Origin of the sequence: Streptomyces sp. WM6378 (assembly GCF_001279695.1) — a bacterium.
GTDB lineage: Bacteria > Actinomycetota > Actinomycetes > Streptomycetales > Streptomycetaceae > Streptomyces.
Genome location: NZ_LGDD01000070.1, coordinates 104,708 through 121,451 on the forward strand (window position 1 = coordinate 104,708; position 16,744 = coordinate 121,451).

Annotated in this window: 12 protein-coding genes; 5 read left to right on the plus strand and 7 right to left on the minus strand. The window is 70.6% G+C overall.

Going from position 1 to position 16,744, the window contains the following annotated elements; all coding sequences use genetic code 11:
- Nucleotides 1–156: 156 nt before the first annotated feature.
- Nucleotides 157–1,323, plus strand: coding sequence for an acyl-CoA dehydrogenase family protein (locus tag ADK54_RS09410; RefSeq protein WP_267886987.1), 1,167 nt, complete (start codon nt 157–159; stop codon nt 1,321–1,323).
- 82 nt (nt 1,324–1,405) lie between these two features.
- Here the strand turns inward: ADK54_RS09410 and ADK54_RS09415 are convergent, their stop codons facing one another.
- Together ADK54_RS09415 and ADK54_RS09420 are read right to left on the minus strand one after the other, a co-directional pair.
- Complete coding sequence (locus ADK54_RS09415) at nt 1,406–2,686, minus strand: hypothetical protein (RefSeq protein WP_053725089.1); 1,281 nt, start codon at nt 2,684–2,686, stop codon at nt 1,406–1,408.
- Nucleotides 2,687–2,917: 231 nt separating this feature from the next.
- Entirely contained in the window at nt 2,918–4,237 is a 1,320-nt protein-coding gene (locus tag ADK54_RS09420; protein WP_053725110.1) for an LCP family protein, read from the minus strand.
- Between the two features lie 117 nt (nt 4,238–4,354).
- Between ADK54_RS09420 and ADK54_RS09425 the strand changes: the two genes are divergently transcribed.
- Nucleotides 4,355–4,879, plus strand: coding sequence for an acyl-CoA thioesterase (locus tag ADK54_RS09425; RefSeq protein ID WP_053725090.1), 525 nt, complete (start codon nt 4,355–4,357; stop codon nt 4,877–4,879).
- A gap of 14 nt (nt 4,880–4,893) precedes the next feature.
- On the opposite strand, the gene ADK54_RS09430 is transcribed toward ADK54_RS09425, so the two are convergent.
- A complete protein-coding gene (locus tag ADK54_RS09430) occupies nt 4,894–6,291 on the minus strand; it encodes an LCP family protein (RefSeq protein WP_053725091.1) in 1,398 nt (465 codons plus the stop codon).
- Nucleotides 6,292–6,492: 201 nt separating this feature from the next.
- Here ADK54_RS09430 and ADK54_RS09435 point away from each other — a divergent pair, with 201 nt between their 5' ends.
- On the plus strand, nt 6,493–7,509 hold the full coding sequence (locus tag ADK54_RS09435) for a glycosyltransferase family 2 protein (protein ID WP_053725092.1): 1,017 nt from the start codon (nt 6,493–6,495) through the stop codon (nt 7,507–7,509).
- A 67-nt stretch (nt 7,510–7,576) separates the two neighbouring features.
- On the opposite strand, the gene ADK54_RS09440 is transcribed toward ADK54_RS09435, so the two are convergent.
- The 4 genes from ADK54_RS09440 to ADK54_RS09455 form a co-directional block, all read right to left on the minus strand.
- Complete coding sequence (locus ADK54_RS09440) at nt 7,577–9,301, minus strand: LCP family protein (RefSeq protein ID WP_078966236.1); 1,725 nt, start codon at nt 9,299–9,301, stop codon at nt 7,577–7,579.
- A gap of 58 nt (nt 9,302–9,359) precedes the next feature.
- Nucleotides 9,360–11,093: an LCP family protein gene (locus ADK54_RS09445; protein WP_078966237.1), complete on the minus strand. Its 1,734-nt coding sequence runs from the start codon at nt 11,091–11,093 to the stop codon at nt 9,360–9,362.
- A gap of 230 nt (nt 11,094–11,323) precedes the next feature.
- The gene (locus ADK54_RS09450) at nt 11,324–12,700 is read right to left on the minus strand and encodes an LCP family protein (protein WP_053725112.1); all 1,377 of its coding nucleotides are present in this window, start codon (nt 12,698–12,700) and stop codon (nt 11,324–11,326) included.
- A 182-nt stretch (nt 12,701–12,882) separates the two neighbouring features.
- A complete protein-coding gene (locus ADK54_RS09455) occupies nt 12,883–13,635 on the minus strand; it encodes a TIGR03089 family protein (RefSeq protein ID WP_053725094.1) in 753 nt (250 codons plus the stop codon).
- Nucleotides 13,636–13,764: 129 nt separating this feature from the next.
- Between ADK54_RS09455 and ADK54_RS09460 the strand changes: the two genes are divergently transcribed.
- Complete coding sequence (locus ADK54_RS09460) at nt 13,765–15,027, plus strand: peptidoglycan recognition protein (RefSeq protein ID WP_053725113.1); 1,263 nt, start codon at nt 13,765–13,767, stop codon at nt 15,025–15,027.
- Between the two features lie 108 nt (nt 15,028–15,135).
- Nucleotides 15,136–16,218 (plus strand): nucleotidyltransferase family protein, encoded by a 1,083-nt coding sequence (locus tag ADK54_RS09465; protein ID WP_053725095.1) that lies wholly within the window; start codon nt 15,136–15,138, stop codon nt 16,216–16,218.
- Nucleotides 16,219–16,744 lie beyond the last annotated feature (526 nt).

Sequence of the window (16,744 nt, forward strand, 5' to 3'; positions counted from 1 at the left end):
AGCGTACGGGCGACGAACGCGCTGACCGAGCATAGTCGGGCCCTGGGCGGGCCCCCTTTTCGGGCTGTCGCCAAGCTCACGTATGCCTACGGCGGCACAGCCCCCTAAAATTAGGTTACTTAACGGTAGTTAGCGTCCCTTGGGGAGTGAGAGACCTTGGCCGGAACGGCTGGCAACTCGGAGTTCGACCTGTACCGCCCGTCCGAGGAGCACGACATGCTCCGCGACGCCATCCGCTCGCTCTCCGAGGCCAAGATCGGTCCGTTCGCGGCCGAGGTCGACGAGCAGGCCCGCTTCCCCCGGGAGGCGCTCGACGCGCTCGTCGCCAACGACCTGCACGCCGTGCACGTGCCGGAGGAGTACGGCGGCGCAGGCGCCGACGCGCTCGCGACCGTCATCGTGATCGAAGAGGTCGCGCGCGTCTGCGCCTCCTCCTCCCTCATCCCGGCCGTGAACAAGCTCGGCTCGCTCCCGGTGATCCTCTCCGGCTCCGAGGAGCTGAAGAAGAAGTACCTGGGCCCGCTGGCCAAGGGCGAGGGCATGTTCTCGTACTGCCTCTCCGAGCCGGACGCGGGCTCGGACGCGGCCGGCATGAAGACGAAGGCCGTCCGCGACGGGGACTTCTGGGTCCTCAACGGCGTGAAGCGCTGGATCACCAACGCCGGTGAGAGCGAGTACTACACGGTCATGGCCGTGACCGACCCCGAGAAGCGCTCGAAGGGCATCAGCGCCTTCGTCGTCGAGAAGTCGGACGAAGGCGTCTCCTTCGGCGCCCCCGAGAAGAAGCTCGGCATCAAGGGCTCGCCGACCCGCGAGGTCTACCTCGACAACGTCCGCATCCCCGCCGACCGCATGATCGGCGAGGAGGGCACGGGCTTCGCGACCGCCATGAAGACCCTGGACCACACCCGCATCACCATCGCGGCCCAGGCCCTCGGCATCGCGCAGGGCGCCCTCGACTACGCCAAGGGCTACGTCCAGGAGCGCAAGCAGTTCGGCAAGGCCATCGCCGACTTCCAGGGCATCCAGTTCATGCTGGCCGACATGGCCATGAAGCTGGAGGCCGCCCGCCAGCTCACCTACGCGGCCGCCGCCAAGTCCGAGCGCCTCGACTCCGACCTGACGTTCTTCGGCGCCGCCGCCAAGTGCTTCGCCTCCGACGTCGCCATGGAGATCACCACCGACGCCGTCCAGCTCCTCGGCGGCTACGGCTACACCCGCGACTACCCGGTCGAGCGCATGATGCGCGACGCCAAGATCACGCAGATCTATGAAGGCACGAATCAGGTCCAGCGCATCGTCATGTCCCGCAACTTGCCGTAGCGGTACGGGAGTTGAGGAGGGCTCGCAGCCGTTGCGTACGGGTGCGGGCCCTCCTCCGCGCTGTGGCGTGCTGTGCTGTGCGTCAGTGCTGCGCGGCCTTGCGGCGGCGTACGAGCGCGATCGCTCCGGCGCCGAGCACCACCGCGCCGCCGGACAGGGCGAGCTGCGGGAGTGCCGAGGAGGAGCCCGTCTCCGCGAGGGCGCCGCTCTTGGGGGCGGTGGCGGTGGCCGACAGCGGGGTCGCCGCGGCGCCGCCCTGGGGGCGGGGGGCCGTGGTCGGCTTCGACTCGCCGGTCTTCGTGGGCTTGGCGCCGACGGCCAGGACGTCGAACTCGTACCTGGCCTGGCTCGGCGTCCCGCCGCAGGTGCCGTCCGCGTTGCGGTAGTCGGCGGCCACGAACAGGTCGGCCCGGCCGACGGGCGTGGAGCCGTCGACCTTCAGGCGCAGCTTCACATCGGCGCTCTTGCCGGCCGCGAGGTTGGTCACGGGGCCCGCCTGGTTGAGCGGCAGGTCCTTCCAGCCGTTCGAGCCGGCGTCGGACCACTGGAGGTGCACCAGCTTGTCGATGTCCTTGCCGCCGCCCTTGCCGTTGACGTACGCGTAGACGAACGGCCACAGCCGGTCCAGCTGCTTGCCGGTCCCGTTGGTCACCCGTACCGAGAAGTCGGCGCTGGAACCCGCCGCGATCTGGGACGGGAAGCCGTTCAGGACCGCCGTGAGGGCCATGTCCTGCGAGCACTTGCCGCCCTGGCCGCCGGTGCCGCCCCCGCCGCCGGCCGCCTTCGCGTCGGCGAGCGCCTTGTCGGCGGCCTGCTTGTCGGCGAGTGCCTTGGCCTTGGCGCCCTTGGTGCGCTCCAGCTCGGCCTTCGCCGCGTTCTGCACCTGGTCGGCCGCCTTCTTGGCGGTGGCGAGCTTGCCGGCCGCGGTGGCGTTCGCCGTGTCCGCGGCCGTGACGGCCGCCTCGGCCTTGGCGACGCGCTGGGCCGCGAGGTCCTTGTCGACCGGGCCGGCGGTGGCGGGCAGCGCGTTCTGCCAGGTCTTCGCGTCGGTGAGCTCCTGGTCGGCGGCGGCCTTCACGCGGGCTGCCTCGTCGGCGTCCTTCTGGGCGTTCTTCAGCGCGACCACGGCCGGCGCCGAGTCCAGGTCGTCGAGCGCCTTGCGGGCGCCGCTCTCGTCCGTGACGGCCTTGTCGTACGCCTTCTGGGCGTCGGCCGCCGCCTTTTCGAGCTCGGCGATCGTGGGCTTCTTCTCGGTATGTGCCGCGGGTTTTCCGTCGGCGAATGCCGGGGTCACGGAAAGCAGCAGGGCGGGGGTGGTGACGGCGGCGGCGACGGCCGTCGCGAGAGTACGGCTTATCTTCACTGGGGCCCTTTGTGAGTCCAAAAGAACGGTCCAAAAGAACGCAAAAGAAATAGGCCGTGATCGTAGGGCCGCAATGCGGTGCGGGGGAAGCGGAAAAACGCCCGCCGCCGGGCGCCCGTCAGGCGCCCGGCGGCGGGCAAATCACAGCAACTGGGGGCAGTTGCCCACGGTTGCTGTGGTTTCTCTGTGACTCATGTCATGCGGCACCGGCCAACGCCCGCGCCCCGGCGGCTACTTGACGGTGACCGTCTCGTCGTTCTTCAGCTCGTTCACCAGCTGCGTGACCTTCGGCTTGTCCCACAGGAGCGAGGTCTGCGGACCGTCGCCCGCGACCGGCATGTTCATCGAGATGCCGTTGCCGCCGGTGATGCCCTTCATCGCCCAGAACATGGAGCCCAGGTCGAACAGGCTCATGTCCTTGTCGACGATCAGGGTGTCCAGGCCCGCGCCCATCACCGGGTACAGCTTGAACGGGTTGAGGATCGTGGTCGGCGTCGCCGTCTGGCTGGCCAGGGCGGACAGGAACTTCTGCTGGTTCTTCGTGCGCTCCAGGTCGCCGGCCGCGTAACCGTGCCGGTTGCGGACGAACGCCAGGGCCTGCTGTCCGTCGAGGGTCTGCTTGCCCTTCTTGAAGTCCGCGCCGGAGTCCTTGTCCTTGATGTCCTGCGGAATATCGAGTTCCACGCCGCCGACCGCGTCCACGATGTTCGCGAATCCCGCGAAGCCGATCTCCGCGTAATGGTCGATGTGCAGTCCGGTATTCGCCTCGACGGTACGCACGAGCAGCTCGGGGCCGTCGATGGAGAACGCCGCGTTCAGCTTGTCCTTGCCCTTGGACGGGAACGACTTTCCGGAGTCGGAGCCCTTGAAGCTGGGGATCGTCACCCAGGAGTCGCGGGGCAGCGAGACCATCGTGTTCCCGTTGTCGCCGACGTGCAGCAGGATCATCGAGTCGGTCCGCTTGCCCTCGGCCGAGCCGGTGTGCAGCTTCTTCTTCTCCGCGTCGGACATGCCGTCGCGGGAGTCGGAGCCGACGATCAGGTAATTGGTGCCCTTGCCCTCGGCGGGCCGGTCGATGACCTTGGACAGGTCGACCTCGCGGCGCACCTTGCCGTCCGCCCAGAAGTACGTGGCGACCGAGGTGACCAGGAGCACGACGACCAGGGACAGCACCCCGATGGTGATCCTCTTGCGCCAGTTCGGCGCCGCCCCGGGCCTGCGCCCGCCGCCCCGGCGCGGGCCCTCGGGGCCGCCGGGCCCGGCCGGACCCCGGCCCGCCGGGCTGCCGTAGACATGGCCCTCGCTGTACCCGCTGTCGTAGGAGCCCTGCCCGGGCACCGTGCCCTGGCCGTACTGCGGCTGCCCGTAGCCGTCGTCGTACCCGGGCTGCTGCTGCGGGACGGGACGCTGCGGGGGAGGGACGGGGGCGGGCCGCTGGACGTGCCGCATCCGGCGCGCGCCCTCGGGCCGCGCGGCGGAGCTGCCGCGGCCGTAGGCGTCCTCGCCGTTACCGCGGGCGTTGCCATTGCGGGCGTCGGGCCATTCGTTCATGCCGACCAGCATGCACGGCGGCCCCGGGCCGCTGACAGGGCAGGGGGGAATTCGGGGCAGGGCTGTTGCAAGGCTGATGCAAAGAGCTTCGGCGCGCCGCCGCCTAAAGTGGAACGCATGACTGATCTTCCGGGCAAGCCGACCTCGGCCTCCCGAACCACCCTGAGCCACATCATGACGACCCACGACACCAACCTCCTCGGCACGGTGCACGGCGGCGTGATCATGAAGCTGGTGGACGACGCCGCGGGCGCGGTGGCCGGACGCCACTCGGGCGGCCCGGCCGTCACCGCCTCCATGGACGAGATGGTGTTCTTGATGCCGGTCAGGGTCGGCGACCTGGTGCATGTGAAGGCGCAGGTCAACTGGACGGGCCGGTCCTCGATGGAGGTCGGCGTACGGGTCCTCGCCGAGCGCTGGAACGAGTCGACGCCGGCCCAGCAGGTGGGCTCCGCCTACCTCGTCTTCGCGGCGGTCGACGCCGACGGCAAGCCCCGCCCGGTGCCCCCGGTGGTCCCCGAGACCGAGCGCGACGAGCGCCGCTACCAGGAGGCCCAGATCCGCCGCACCCACCGGCTCGCGCGGCGCCGCGCGATCATGGAGCTCCGGGAGAAGAGGGCGGCGGAGGGCCTGGACGACTAGCCCCCATCAGGGGCTCAGGGACAGACCACCTTGTCCCCCGTCACCGTTCCGAAGTCGCCCTGCGGCTGTTCCTCCGCCCGGACCGGGACCACGTCCTTGAAGTCGGCGCCCGCCGTCACCTTCATCATGGCGCCGAGCCCCTTCACCGGGCGCAGCTCGCTGCCCGGCAGGGCGATCGCCAGGGACCCGGCGGAGCGGTCCCAGCGCGGGTCGTACTCGATCAAGGTGCGGCGCATGGCCAGGTTGGCGCTCGGCCGGGGGGAGCCGGTGGTCTTGAAGCCGGTGGCCTGCAGGGCGTCGTCGACGCGCTGGCCGAGCCCGTCGGTGCGGGTCCCGTTGTAGACCTGCACCTTGATCCGCGCGGGGTCGACCTCGACGATCGAGCCAGGGTTCTTGCGCGGCGGCTTCGCGTCCTTGGGGGCCGCCTTCGGCGGGGGTGCGTGCGGGGCCAGCGGCTTGTCGTCGCGGAGCAGCTGGAACAGCTTCTTCGCCTTCGCGTCGTCCCACTTCACGGTCGAGCCGACGCCCTTGACCTGGATGTTGAGCTGCCCGAGCGGCACCGTGGTGAAGTCCGACGAGGAGGGCGAGAACCCCTTCATCGCGGAGGCGAAGTTCAGCATCTCCTCCACCCCGAAGCCCTCGTCGGCGCGTACCGAGGAGAGCAGGGACGAGGCGACCTCGCGGAACTTCACCGGGTTCAGGAGCACCCCGTTGCTCGTCGCCTTCGCGATCAGGGCGGCCAGGAAGCGCTGCTGGCGCTGCATCCGGCCGAGGTCGGCGGAGCCGTCGGTGTGCCGGGAGCGCACGTACTGGAGGGCTTCGCCGCCGTTCAGCTGGTGGGTGCCAGCGGTGAGGTCGAGGCCGGTGAAGGAGTCCTTCAGGGGGCGGGCCGTGCAGATCTGCACCCCGCCGACCACGTCGACCGTCTTCATGAAGCTGGTGAAGTCGACCTCCAGGTAGTGGTCGATCTTCAGCCCCGTCGCGTTCTCGATGGTGCGCACGGAGAGCGCGGGCCCGCCCTCGGCGTAGGCCGCGTTCAGCTTCACGGGGTGCTTGACGTGGTGCTGGCCGGCCTCGTCGGTGTGCTCGGGGACCTCGGCGTAGGAGTCGCGCGGCAGGCTCACGACGCTGACCCGGTCCCGCTCCGCCGACACGTGCACCATCATGATCGTGTCCGTGCAGTGGCAGGGGGCCCCGCCGAGCCGGTACTTCCGCTTCTCCTCCGACGTGATCTTGTCCCGCCCGTCGGTGCCGACGAGCAGGATGTTCGTGCCCCGGCTGCCCTGCGGCCGGTTCTTCATGTCCCGGAACGGGTCGACCCGGCCGATCCCGCCGTCCAGGCTGGTCACCACCGCATGCCCGACCCCGCCCGCGCCGAGCACCAGGACGGACAGCGTGGTCGCGAGCCGCAAGCCCCAGCGGGGGCGCTCGTCGTGCTGTCTGCTGCGGGGCTGACCGGGTCGTACGGGGCGCGGGCGGGGCGGCGTGGGCACGGGGACCTCCGCGGGTGACAGGGGGATCTTGAGCACCGTAGGCCCATACGATCAGCTACCCCGTGCACCGCCCCGGCCGCCGCGCGACCGTGTCCCCCATTCGCGGTAACGTGACCACCGATGAACGCCACGCCTGCTGTTTCCGTGATCATGCCGGTCCTCAATGAGGAGCGGCATCTGCGCAACTCGGTCCGTCACATCCTGGAGCAGGAGTACGCGGGCGAGATGGAGGTGGTGATCGCGCTCGGCCCGTCCACGGACCGCACCGACGAGATCGCCGCCGAGCTGGTGGCCGACGACCCCCGGGTCCATACGGTCCCCAATCCCACCGGGCGCACGCCCGCGGCCCTGAACGCCGCCATCAAGGCCTCCCGCCACCCGATCGTGGTACGCGTCGACGGCCACGGCATGCTGTCGCCGAACTACATCGCGACCGCCGTACGGCTCCTGGAGGAGACCGGCGCGCAGAACGTCGGCGGCATCATGCACGCCGAGGGCGAGAACGCCTGGGAGGACGCGGTCGCCGCCGCGATGACCTCGAAGATCGGCGTCGGCAACGCGGTTTTCCACACGGGAGGCGCGGCCGGGCCCGCCGAAACCGTGTATCTGGGTGTCTTCCGCCGTGAGGCCCTTGAGCAACAGGGCGGCTACAACGAGGAGTTCATCCGTGCCCAGGACTGGGAGCTGAACTTCCGGATCAGGGAGGCCGGCGGCCTCATCTGGTTCTCGCCCGAGCTCAAGGTCCAGTACTGGCCCCGGCCGTCGGTGAAGGCACTGGCCAAGCAGTACAAGGACTACGGCCGTTGGCGCCATGTGGTGGCCCGCTACCACGAGGGCTCCATCAACCTGCGCTATCTGGCGCCGCCGACCGCCGTCTGCGCGATCGCCGCGGGCGTCGTGGTGGGCGCGCTCGTCACGCCCTGGGGGTTCGTGGTTCCGGCCGGATACCTGGCCGCGATCGCCGCGGGCTCGCTGCCGGCCGGCAAGGGGCTCTCGCTCAGGGCCCGCGCCCAGATCCCGGTGGCGCTCGCCACGATGCACATGTCGTGGGGCTTCGGCTTCCTCACCAGCCCGAAGGCGCTGGCCAAGAAGGTCATCGCGAGCCGCCGCCCGGCCGTGCGGACCACGTCTGTCTGAACGTACGCAACAGGGGGCGCCCGGTGCTTTGCGGCACCGGGCGCCCCCTTTCGGCTACGTACGCGGGCTAGAAGCGGTAGGGCGCATACACCTCCATGCAGGCGCCCTTGTCGGCTCCGTTGACCGTCTCGGCGTCCTTGAGCGGGTCGCTCGCCTTGGCGTCCTGCTTCGGGTAGCTGTCGCCGGTGCGCCAGTCGCCGCCGACCACCAGGGTCAGGCCCTTGACGTCGGCGGCCTTGACCGCGGAGGCGGGCAGGCCGAGCGCCGTGGCGATCGACTCCGCGTCCGCCTTGCCCTGCTCGCCCGCGGCCTTGGGGTAGTCGACCTCACTGGTGGAGGCGGGGTTGCTGGAACCCGTCTCGGCCTTCTTGAAGCCCTTGGCCTTGAGGGCGGTGACCACCTCGGTGGCCCGGCCCTTGGCGGCGACGCGGCCGCCCGTGCCGGTGCCGTTGACCACGCTCACCGCGAGCGAGTCGGGGGCCGCGGCGGCCGGGCCCTTGGAAGGCGGGGCGGCGGGCTTGCCGTCGCTCTTGCCGTCCAGCGGCTTGTCGTCCCGCAGCATCGCCCACAGCGCGTCGGCCTTCGCCCTGTCCGGCACCACGTGGGCATCCGGGTCCTTGGGGTCGGGCAGGCGCGGCATGGTCAGCATGTTGATGCGGTCCATGGGGATGTCCTTGAGCTCCATACCCAGGTCGAACAGCTTCTTGACGGTGCCGAGCTCCGAGGAGACCTTGAGCGTCTTGATCGCGGCGTCGGCGATGCCCATCAGGCGGCCGGTGTCGCTGAACGCGTCCTGGTCCTTGAGGTTGCGGATCACCGAGTTCATGTACATGTGCTGGGCCTGGGAGCGGCCGATGTCGCTGCCGAAGGCGTGCCGGGTGCGCAGCCACTGGAGGGCCTGCTCGCCCTTCACCGTGTGGTTGCCCGCGGTGAGGTGCAGACCCGAGCCGCCCTTCTGGAGCTTCGTGGAGTGGTCGTCGATGTTCTGCTTCACGCAGACGTCGGCGCCGCCCACGGCGTCCGAGATGGCCACGACACCGGCGAAGTCGACCATCATCCAGTGGTCGATGTAGATGCCGGTCAGCTTCTCCCAGGTGTCCAGGACACAGCCCGCCCCGCCGCGTCCGAGCGCCTCGTTGATGATGGCGTTCGTGGCCGGGTAGGTCTTGTTCTTCTCGGTGTCCTTGCACTGCGGCATGTCCACCCGGGTGTCGCGCGGGATGCTGACGACCGAGGCGTTCTTGCGGTCGGCCGCGACGTGCAGCAACATCTGTACGTCCGCGTGCGCGTCGCCGTCCCGGATGTCCTTGCCGCCGCCGAGCTTGACGTTGTCGTCCGAGGCCCGGCTGTCCGAGCCGATCAGCAGGATGTTCAGCGGCGTCTGGCCGTCGGCGTTCGGCGCGGTCTTCTTGGCGTCGCTGCCGCCCGCGCTGCGCTCGCCCTTGCGGATGCTGTTGTTCAGGTGCTGGTAGTACAGGTAACCGGCGGTGGCCGTCCCGAGTATGAGGACCGCGAGTGTGATCGCGGTCCATCTCAGTATTCGGTGCTTGCGTCTGCCCCGCTTGCGGCTGCCGCCCCTGCGGTGCCCGCGGCCGGCCGCGGCGGGGTCCTCGGGCAGGCTTGTGCCCTCGGCCGCGCCGGACTCGCCCGGCGGGCCTGAACTGCCGGAATCCGTCGGCGACTTGGGCCCACCGGACGCGTCGTCCTCGTACAGGCTCTCGTCCCAGCCGAGTTCGCCCGCGCGTTCGACGCGTCCCTGCGTCCCCTCCCCGCGCACGCTGTTCTTGCCCACCCCACTACCCCCTGTTGTATCGACTCCCCCTGAGGCCCCGGATGGGCCGTGAGTCCGTCTACTTGGCGCACACCGACTTGTCGGCTTCGACCTTCTGAATGCCCTCCGGTGCCTTGGCCGGAGCGGCTATGGGTGTTCCCGCCTGCTTGAAGTCGGGGCCGAGGGTCAGCACCATGGGCTCCTTGCCCACGGCGTCCTTCGTGCCCGGCTTCAGGGCCGAGGCGGACAGGCCGAGCAGATCCGCGAGCTTGCGGGCCTGGTCGGCCTGGTTCGGCGCGTAGGCCAGGACCGTGGCGGGCACCTTCGCCGGCGCGTTCGAGCCGTTGCTCGACTTGAGCACGCCCTCCTGGTTCTGCATCCAGGTCACCACGTCCCCGGCGGAGCCCGCCGCCGCGCCGCCGTTGAGCACGGTGACCCGTACGTCGGAGGCCTTGGCGCGGGGGCCGTTGAGGCGGGCGGCCTCCTCGGCGGCGGCCGAGCTCTGGGCGTCCGCCTCCTTCTTCTTCACCTCGGTGAGCGAGGTGTCGGCGCGCATCATCGCGAACAGCGCGTCGGCCTTCGTCGGGTCGGGCACGACGGTGATGTGCTTCTTCCCCTCGGCCGGATTGTCTATGACCGGCAGCGTGGTGAAGGTGATGTTCTTCGCGTCGATCTTGCCGATGACCTGGGCGAGGTCGGTCAGCTTCTTGATGCTGCCTATTCCGGAGTCGACCGTGAGCGCCTTGGTCGCGGCGTCCGCGAGCCCGTACATCTTGGTCGGGCTGCCGAGGGTGTCGTCCGACTTCATCTGCCGGATCATCGAGCCGAGGAACTGCTGCTGCTGCTTGATGCGCGAGAGGTCGCTCTCGCCGGCGAAGCTGTGCCGGGTCCGTACGAACGCGAGGGCCTGCTCGCCCTTGACGACGCTCTCGCCGGCCGGGAGCTTCAGATGCGACTTCGGGTCGTCCACCGCCTTGGTGAGGCAGACCTTGACGCCGCCGACGGCCGTGGACAGCTCCTTGACGGCGTTGAAGTCGGCCATCATGAAGTGGTCGACGTTGAGCCCGGTGATCTGCTTGACCGTACGCATCGTGCAGCCCGGGTCGCGGCCCTCCTGGCCCAGGCTCGTGTTGAACCGCACCTTCTTCTCCGCCGGCACCGTCTTGGTGGTGCCGTCCTTCTGCTTGGTCGGGCAGGCGGGGATGTCGATCACCATGTCGCGCGGGATGGACATCGCGGTCGCGTTGGTCCGGTCCGCCGAGACGTGGAAGAGGATGTTGGTGTCGGCGTGGCCCTCGCTGCCCGCGTCGCCGTAGCCCTCGTTGCCCGCGCCGGTGCGCTTGTCGGTGCCGATGACCAGGACGTTGAACGCCCCGTCCGGCACCGAGCTCTTGCTGCCCGCGTCACCGACGTCGACGGTGTTCAGGTTGCCGTTGAAGTGCTGGTAGAGCCAGTACGCGCCGCCCGCGCCGACGACCAGGACGAAGCCCATCACGCCGCCCGTCCACAGCAGCGCCTTCTTCTTGCGCGTCGCCTTGGGCTTGCGCTTGCGGCGGCCCTGGGCGTCGGGGGACTCCTCGGGTGACCGGTTCGATCGGCGGTTGCGCTGCCCTGGCACCTCTCGGCGCCCGGAACGTCCGGACTGCCCCGATCTCCTGCCCGATGCGGGACCGGTCGACGACCGGCCGGGAGCGGAATTCGACTGCGTTCCGGAAGGACTCAGTCGCAATTCGTAAGTGCCGGTTTCCGGGTTGAGGACCCACTGGTCTGCGGGGTCGACATCATCGGCCCGCCCACGGCTCTGCGCATCCACGGTTGCTTCTGTCCTCCGTCGGTGCCGAGTCGCTTCCCCCAAAGCGCTCAATCATTCGCTCATGCAGTGCGCGGCCCGTTGGCCGGTCGCACCGGATCGCGTCACACTATCTGGCCAGTTCGTCCAAGAGCGACGGCCGTGACAAATTCCACGCCCTTTACAACCGGGCATTTGACCCCAATCCGCTGGTGGTCATGTGTATTTCACAGGATGCAGACATACACGCCCGGCTAGCCGCACATGCCCGAGGCGGCGTTCGTACCGGAGTAGACGGGCGTCGCCGAAGGGCTCGGCGAGGGGTCCGGATCGTCGGGCCGTTTGCCGTCCGAGCCGGAGCCGGGCTTCGCGCTCTCCTTGGCCTTCGTCACGTCCGCGGCGGGCGCCACCTTGATCGGCCGGTCTTCGCGCAGCTGCTTGAAGAGCCCGTCCGCGTCCGGCTGCACGAGCTCGTCGCGGTCGCTGTCGTACGCGTAGGGCTGGCGCGGAACGGTCAGGAAGCGAATGTTCTCGGTCGGAATCCCGCGCACCGAGCGCACCAGGTCGTACAGATCCTTCAGGGTGTTCAGACCCGGGTCCGTGGTGATGGATCTGGTCGCCGCGTCCAGGACCGGGAAGAGGCGGGTCGGGTTGAGCAGCACCCCGTTGCTCTGCACCTTCTTGATCAGCGAGCCGAGGAACTGCTGCTGGCGGTCCATGCGTTGGGTGTCGCTGCCGTCCCCGAAGCCGTGCCGGGAGCGTACGAAGCCCAGCGCCTGTTCTCCGCGCAGCAGTTGACGTCCGGCGGGGAGTTTCAGATGGGCCTGCCGGTCGTCGACCGGCTCCTTCAGGCAGACCTCGACGCCGTCCACCGCATCGACCATGTCCTTGAACCCGCTGAAGTCGACCACCATGTGGTGGTCGATCCGGATGCCGGTCATGTTCTCGACCGTACGGATCGTGCAGGCCGCGCCGCCCATCTCGAACGCCGAGTTGAACTGGGCGAATTGCTGCTTGGTCTGGGTGCCGTCCGGTCTGCCGCAGGCGGGGATGTCGGCCATCAGGTCGCGCGGCAGCGAGACGGCGGTGGCGCTGAGCCGGTCGGCGGCCAGGTGCAGCAGGATCGTGGTGTCCGAGCGCTGGCTGCCGCCGTCGTCCCTGCCGTACGAGGAGTTGTTGCCGGCGCGCGAGTCCGAGCCGATGAGCAGCAGGTTCTGCGCGTCGTGCACGACGGAGGCGGGCCGGTCCCGCTCGTACTTGTCCAGCTCGTGCGCGGCGGTGGTGTCCGTCTGGATGTTGTCGTCGAGCTTCCGGTAGAACCACCAGCCGGTTCCGGCCGCCGCGAGGACGACGACGGAGACGCCGAGCGCCGTCCAACGCAGCCAGCGACGGCCGCCCTTGGCGCCCTCGGGCTCTGCCGCGGCGGGCTCCGCGTCGGGTCCGGGGTCCGTGGTCCCGGCGGCTTCCGCGGCCGCGGGCTCGGTGTCCGGTTCGGCTTCCGTGGTCTCCGTGGTTTCCGTGCTCTCCGGGACCTCGGGCTCCGAGTCCCCTGAGGCGCCGGTGGCCGGCGGTGGCTGCTCGGCCCCGGCCCGGTCCTCCGGTTCAGGGGGAGTGCCAGCACTGTCGGTCACGTCGGCGTCCATCCTCACGGGCCATCACGGGGTCGGCGGGCGCGGTGCGCCGCCGGGCACCCCGGTAGACGGCCGAATCGCGCGCATGGTTGTGCGTACGGTCGATCATGTACCGGAGGCGCTGGCGGGGCCCGAGGAGTCGGCCCCCCGAGTGGGCCACAAGGGTGGAGTTCAGCGGGCCGTCACAGCGAGCGGTGCGTGACCCGCTCGCTCTCGGCCCGCTTCTCAAGCCCGCCGTCGGCCAGTTGGGCCAGGTTGCGGCACAGGACGACCGAGCCGCCCGAGGCGAGCGGGGCGTACAGACCGCTCGCGAGCCCCTGCCAGCCGTCGTACGAGAGTGCCGAAAGCAGCCGTGAACCGGAGCCGAGGCCGAGCTGGGCGGCCGCCGCGCGGGCCCGCTCGACGAGTTCGGCGGCGCTCAGTTCGAGGCCGTCGACGGCGAGCGCGGGGGCGTCCGGGTCGACGGGCACGAACGGCGCGAAACGATCGCCCTGGCTCGGCACCTCGACGGCGTAGTCCGCGAACCCCGCGGGCGGCTGCGGGAAGCGGCCGCCGAGCGGGCGCAGCGCGAGCGCCACCCGCTCGCCGGTGCAGGCGCGGGCCTCCTCCAGGGTGTCGGGGCCACTGACCACGAGGTCGGCCGCGGCCGGATCGCCGCCGAGCTCGACGGTCACGCCCACCGAGTGGCAGGCCATCAGCCACACGGCGCTCTGCCAGTGCGCGGGGAGCAGCAGCGCGAGGCGGTCGCCGGGCTCGGCGGCGAGATCGCCCTGGAGCAGATTCGCGGTCTTGGCCACCCAATTGGCGAAGGTGGCGACGGACAGTTCCACGCGTTCGCCGGTGGCGTCGTCGTAGAAGGTGATGAAGGGGCGGCCCGGGTCCGCGGCGAGCGCGGATCGCAGCAGGTCGGCAGGGGTGCGGTCGCTGGCGTTCACGCGGGCAAGGCTACGTGGCGCGCGGCCTTGGCACCGGCACCGGTGGGCGGGCTGCGTACACCGGTTTGGCCGACGGACCGTCAGTTCTGCAATGGACAGGATTGTCCATCTATGTCCACGATCGTCAGCATGCGTAGCTTCCATGCGTCTTCGATCGGCGTCGCCGCTGTCGCGGCCCTCGCCCTCCCCCTGGCGGCCACGACACCCGTAGCGGCGTCGAGTTCCGCGCCGCCGTCGGCCGCCGCGGAACTCGCCGGCTCCACCCAGTCGCTGCCGCTGGACCCGCTGCCCGGGGCGGACCGCGCGGCGGACGGCGCGTCCCAAGAGGGCCTGGCCCAGCGGGAAGTGCGGCCGTTCTCGCTGGTCGGCGTGGTCTGGGACAACGCCGACGACGAGCTGCACGCCAGCGCCCAGGTCCGCACCCGGGGCCGCGGGGCCGGCACCTGGTCCGACTGGCAGGACCTGGACACCAACAACCACGACCACGCCGCCGACCCCGGCACCCCCGAGGCCGCGCGCCCCCTGCACGGTTCGACCGCGCCGCTGTGGGTCGGCGACTCGGACGCCGTCGAGGCACGCGTACGCCCCGAAGGCGCCGACGGCGAGCCGCTTCCCAAGGGGCTGCGCCTGGACCTCGTCGACCCGGGCGCCGCACCCGCCGAGGAGGACACGGGCGAGGGCACCCGCGAGCTGCGGGCCCCCGACGTGCTGCCCGCCCTGGACGAGGCCGCGACGCGGGCCGAGGCGGCCGAGGCGGCCGGGACCACGGCCCAGGCCCGCCCGTACGTCGGGAAGCGGCCGCGCATCATCACGCGCAAGGGCTGGGGCGCCGACGAGGGGATGCGCGAGAGCGGGTTCCTCTACACCAAGAGCGTCAAGGTCGCCTTCGTCCACCACACCGGGTCCGGCAACGGATACACCTGTGCCCAGGCGCCCTCCGTTCTGCGCAGTATTTATCGCTACCACGTCAAGAGCAACGGCTGGCGGGACATCGGCTACAACTTCGCCGTCGACAAGTGCGGAAAGATCTACGAAGGCCGCGCCGGGGGTGTGGCCAAGGCCGTCATGGGCGCGCACACTCTCGGTTTCAACACCAACAGCGTGGGCATCGCGCTCCTTGGCACATACAACGACACGAACCCGCCAGCCGCCGCCCTCAAAGCCATCGAGCAACTCTCGGCCTGGAAGCTCGGACTGTACGGAGCGAATCCGAAGGGCAAGAGCACGCTCGTCTCCGCCGGCGGCAACCGCTACAAGAAGGGACGCAGCGTCAAGTTCAACGCCATCGCCGGTCACCGCGACGGATTCGCCACCGACTGCCCGGGGACGCGCCTGTACGGCAGGCTCGGCACGATCCGGGCCGCCGCGGCCCGCTACCAGGGCCGGCGCTGACCGGGCGGCATGAGCATCCGGACAGTCTGCATACACTGGCCGGCCGGGAGTTCCGCCCCAGCGTGACGGAATCCGAAGGCCGGCCCCAGCAGGAAGCAGAGACGACAGGTGACAGAAGCGATCCTCCTGGTCGGCGGCAAGGGCACGAGGCTGCGCCCGCTCACGGTGAACACACCCAAGCCGATGGTTCCGGCGGCCGGCGTCCCCTTCCTCACCCACCAGCTGGCCCGGGCCCACGCGGCGGGCGTCGACCACATCGTCCTGGCCACCTCTTATCTGGCCGAGGTGTTCGAGCCGTACTTCGGCGACGGCTCCGCGCTCGGCCTCAGCATCGAGTACGTGACGGAGGACGAGCCGCTGGGAACGGGCGGCGCCATCCGCAACGTGGCGTCCCGGCTCCGCTCGGGCCCCGACGACCCGGTCCTGATCTTCAACGGCGACATCCTGACGGGCCTGGACATCCGGGCGCTCGTGGACACCCACGACTCCTCCGGCGCGGACGTCTCCCTGCACCTGACCCGGGTCGACGACCCGAGGGCGTTCGGCCTGGTCCCCACCGACCCGACCGGCCGCGTCACGGCCTTCCTGGAGAAGCCCCAGACGCCGGAGGAAATCGTCACGGACCAGATCAACGCGGGGGCGTACGTGTTCCGGCGTTCGGTGATCGACGAGATCCCGGCGGGCCGCCCGGTCTCGGTGGAGCGCGAAACGTTCCCGGGCCTGCTGGCGGAGGGAGCCCACCTCCAGGGAATGGTCGATTCAACCTACTGGCTGGACCTGGGTACTCCGCAGGCTTTCGTGCGTGGCTCGGCGGACCTGGTGCTCGGCCGCGCCCCCTCCCCGGCGGTCCCCGGCCGCTGCGGCGACCGACTCGTCCTCCCCACGGCGAAGGTGGCCCCCGACGCGAAGCTGACCGGCGGCACGGTGGTGGGCCACGGCGCGGTGGTGGGCGAGGGCGCGCGGATCACGGGCAGCACGATCCTGTCGGACGCGGTGGTCGAGGCGGGTGCGGTGATCACGGACTCGCTGGTCGGAGCGGGTGCGCGAATCGGCGCGCGGACGATCCTGGCCGGAGCGGTCGTGGGCGACGGCGCGAGGGTGGGCCCGGACAACGAGCTCCGCGAGGGGGTACGGGTGTGGTGCGACGCGGTGCTCCCGGCGGGGTCGGTGCGCTTCTCCTCGGACCAGTAGCCCCGCCCTCGGGGCTCCGCCCAAACCCCGGAGGTTCCCCTCCCACCCACCTGTACAGCGGATGCGGAGCCTGAGCCCCCGGGGCCCCGCCCCGGACCCGGCTCCTCAACCGCCGGAGGGGCTGGGTGGGTGGTCGATTGGCTGCGGGCCGTGGGTGGTTGCTCGCGCAGTTCCCCGCGCCCCTAGCAGGGTTGGCCTGGGCAGGATGCCCATGTGCGCATCCCCGGCCGGTCGACGATCACGGACCTGCGCCCACCTCCAGCCCGTCCGGCGATTGAGGACGAGCGCCCTTAAGGCGCGAACGGGGTCTGGGGCGGAGCCCCAGGGCCACCAACGGGCCGCAGCCGACCCACCCACCCCCGGAGGCCACGTGGCGGAGCCGCAGAGTGTCACAGCGGGAAGGGGCGGGGTGGGGGATTCAACGGGGTCTGGGGCGGAGCCCCAGGAGCGCCGGGGCAGGGGGCGGGCAACGCCGCGTACCCTCGAAGGGCAGCCCACCCCCCCCGAGGACCCCCCGTGGCAGGAC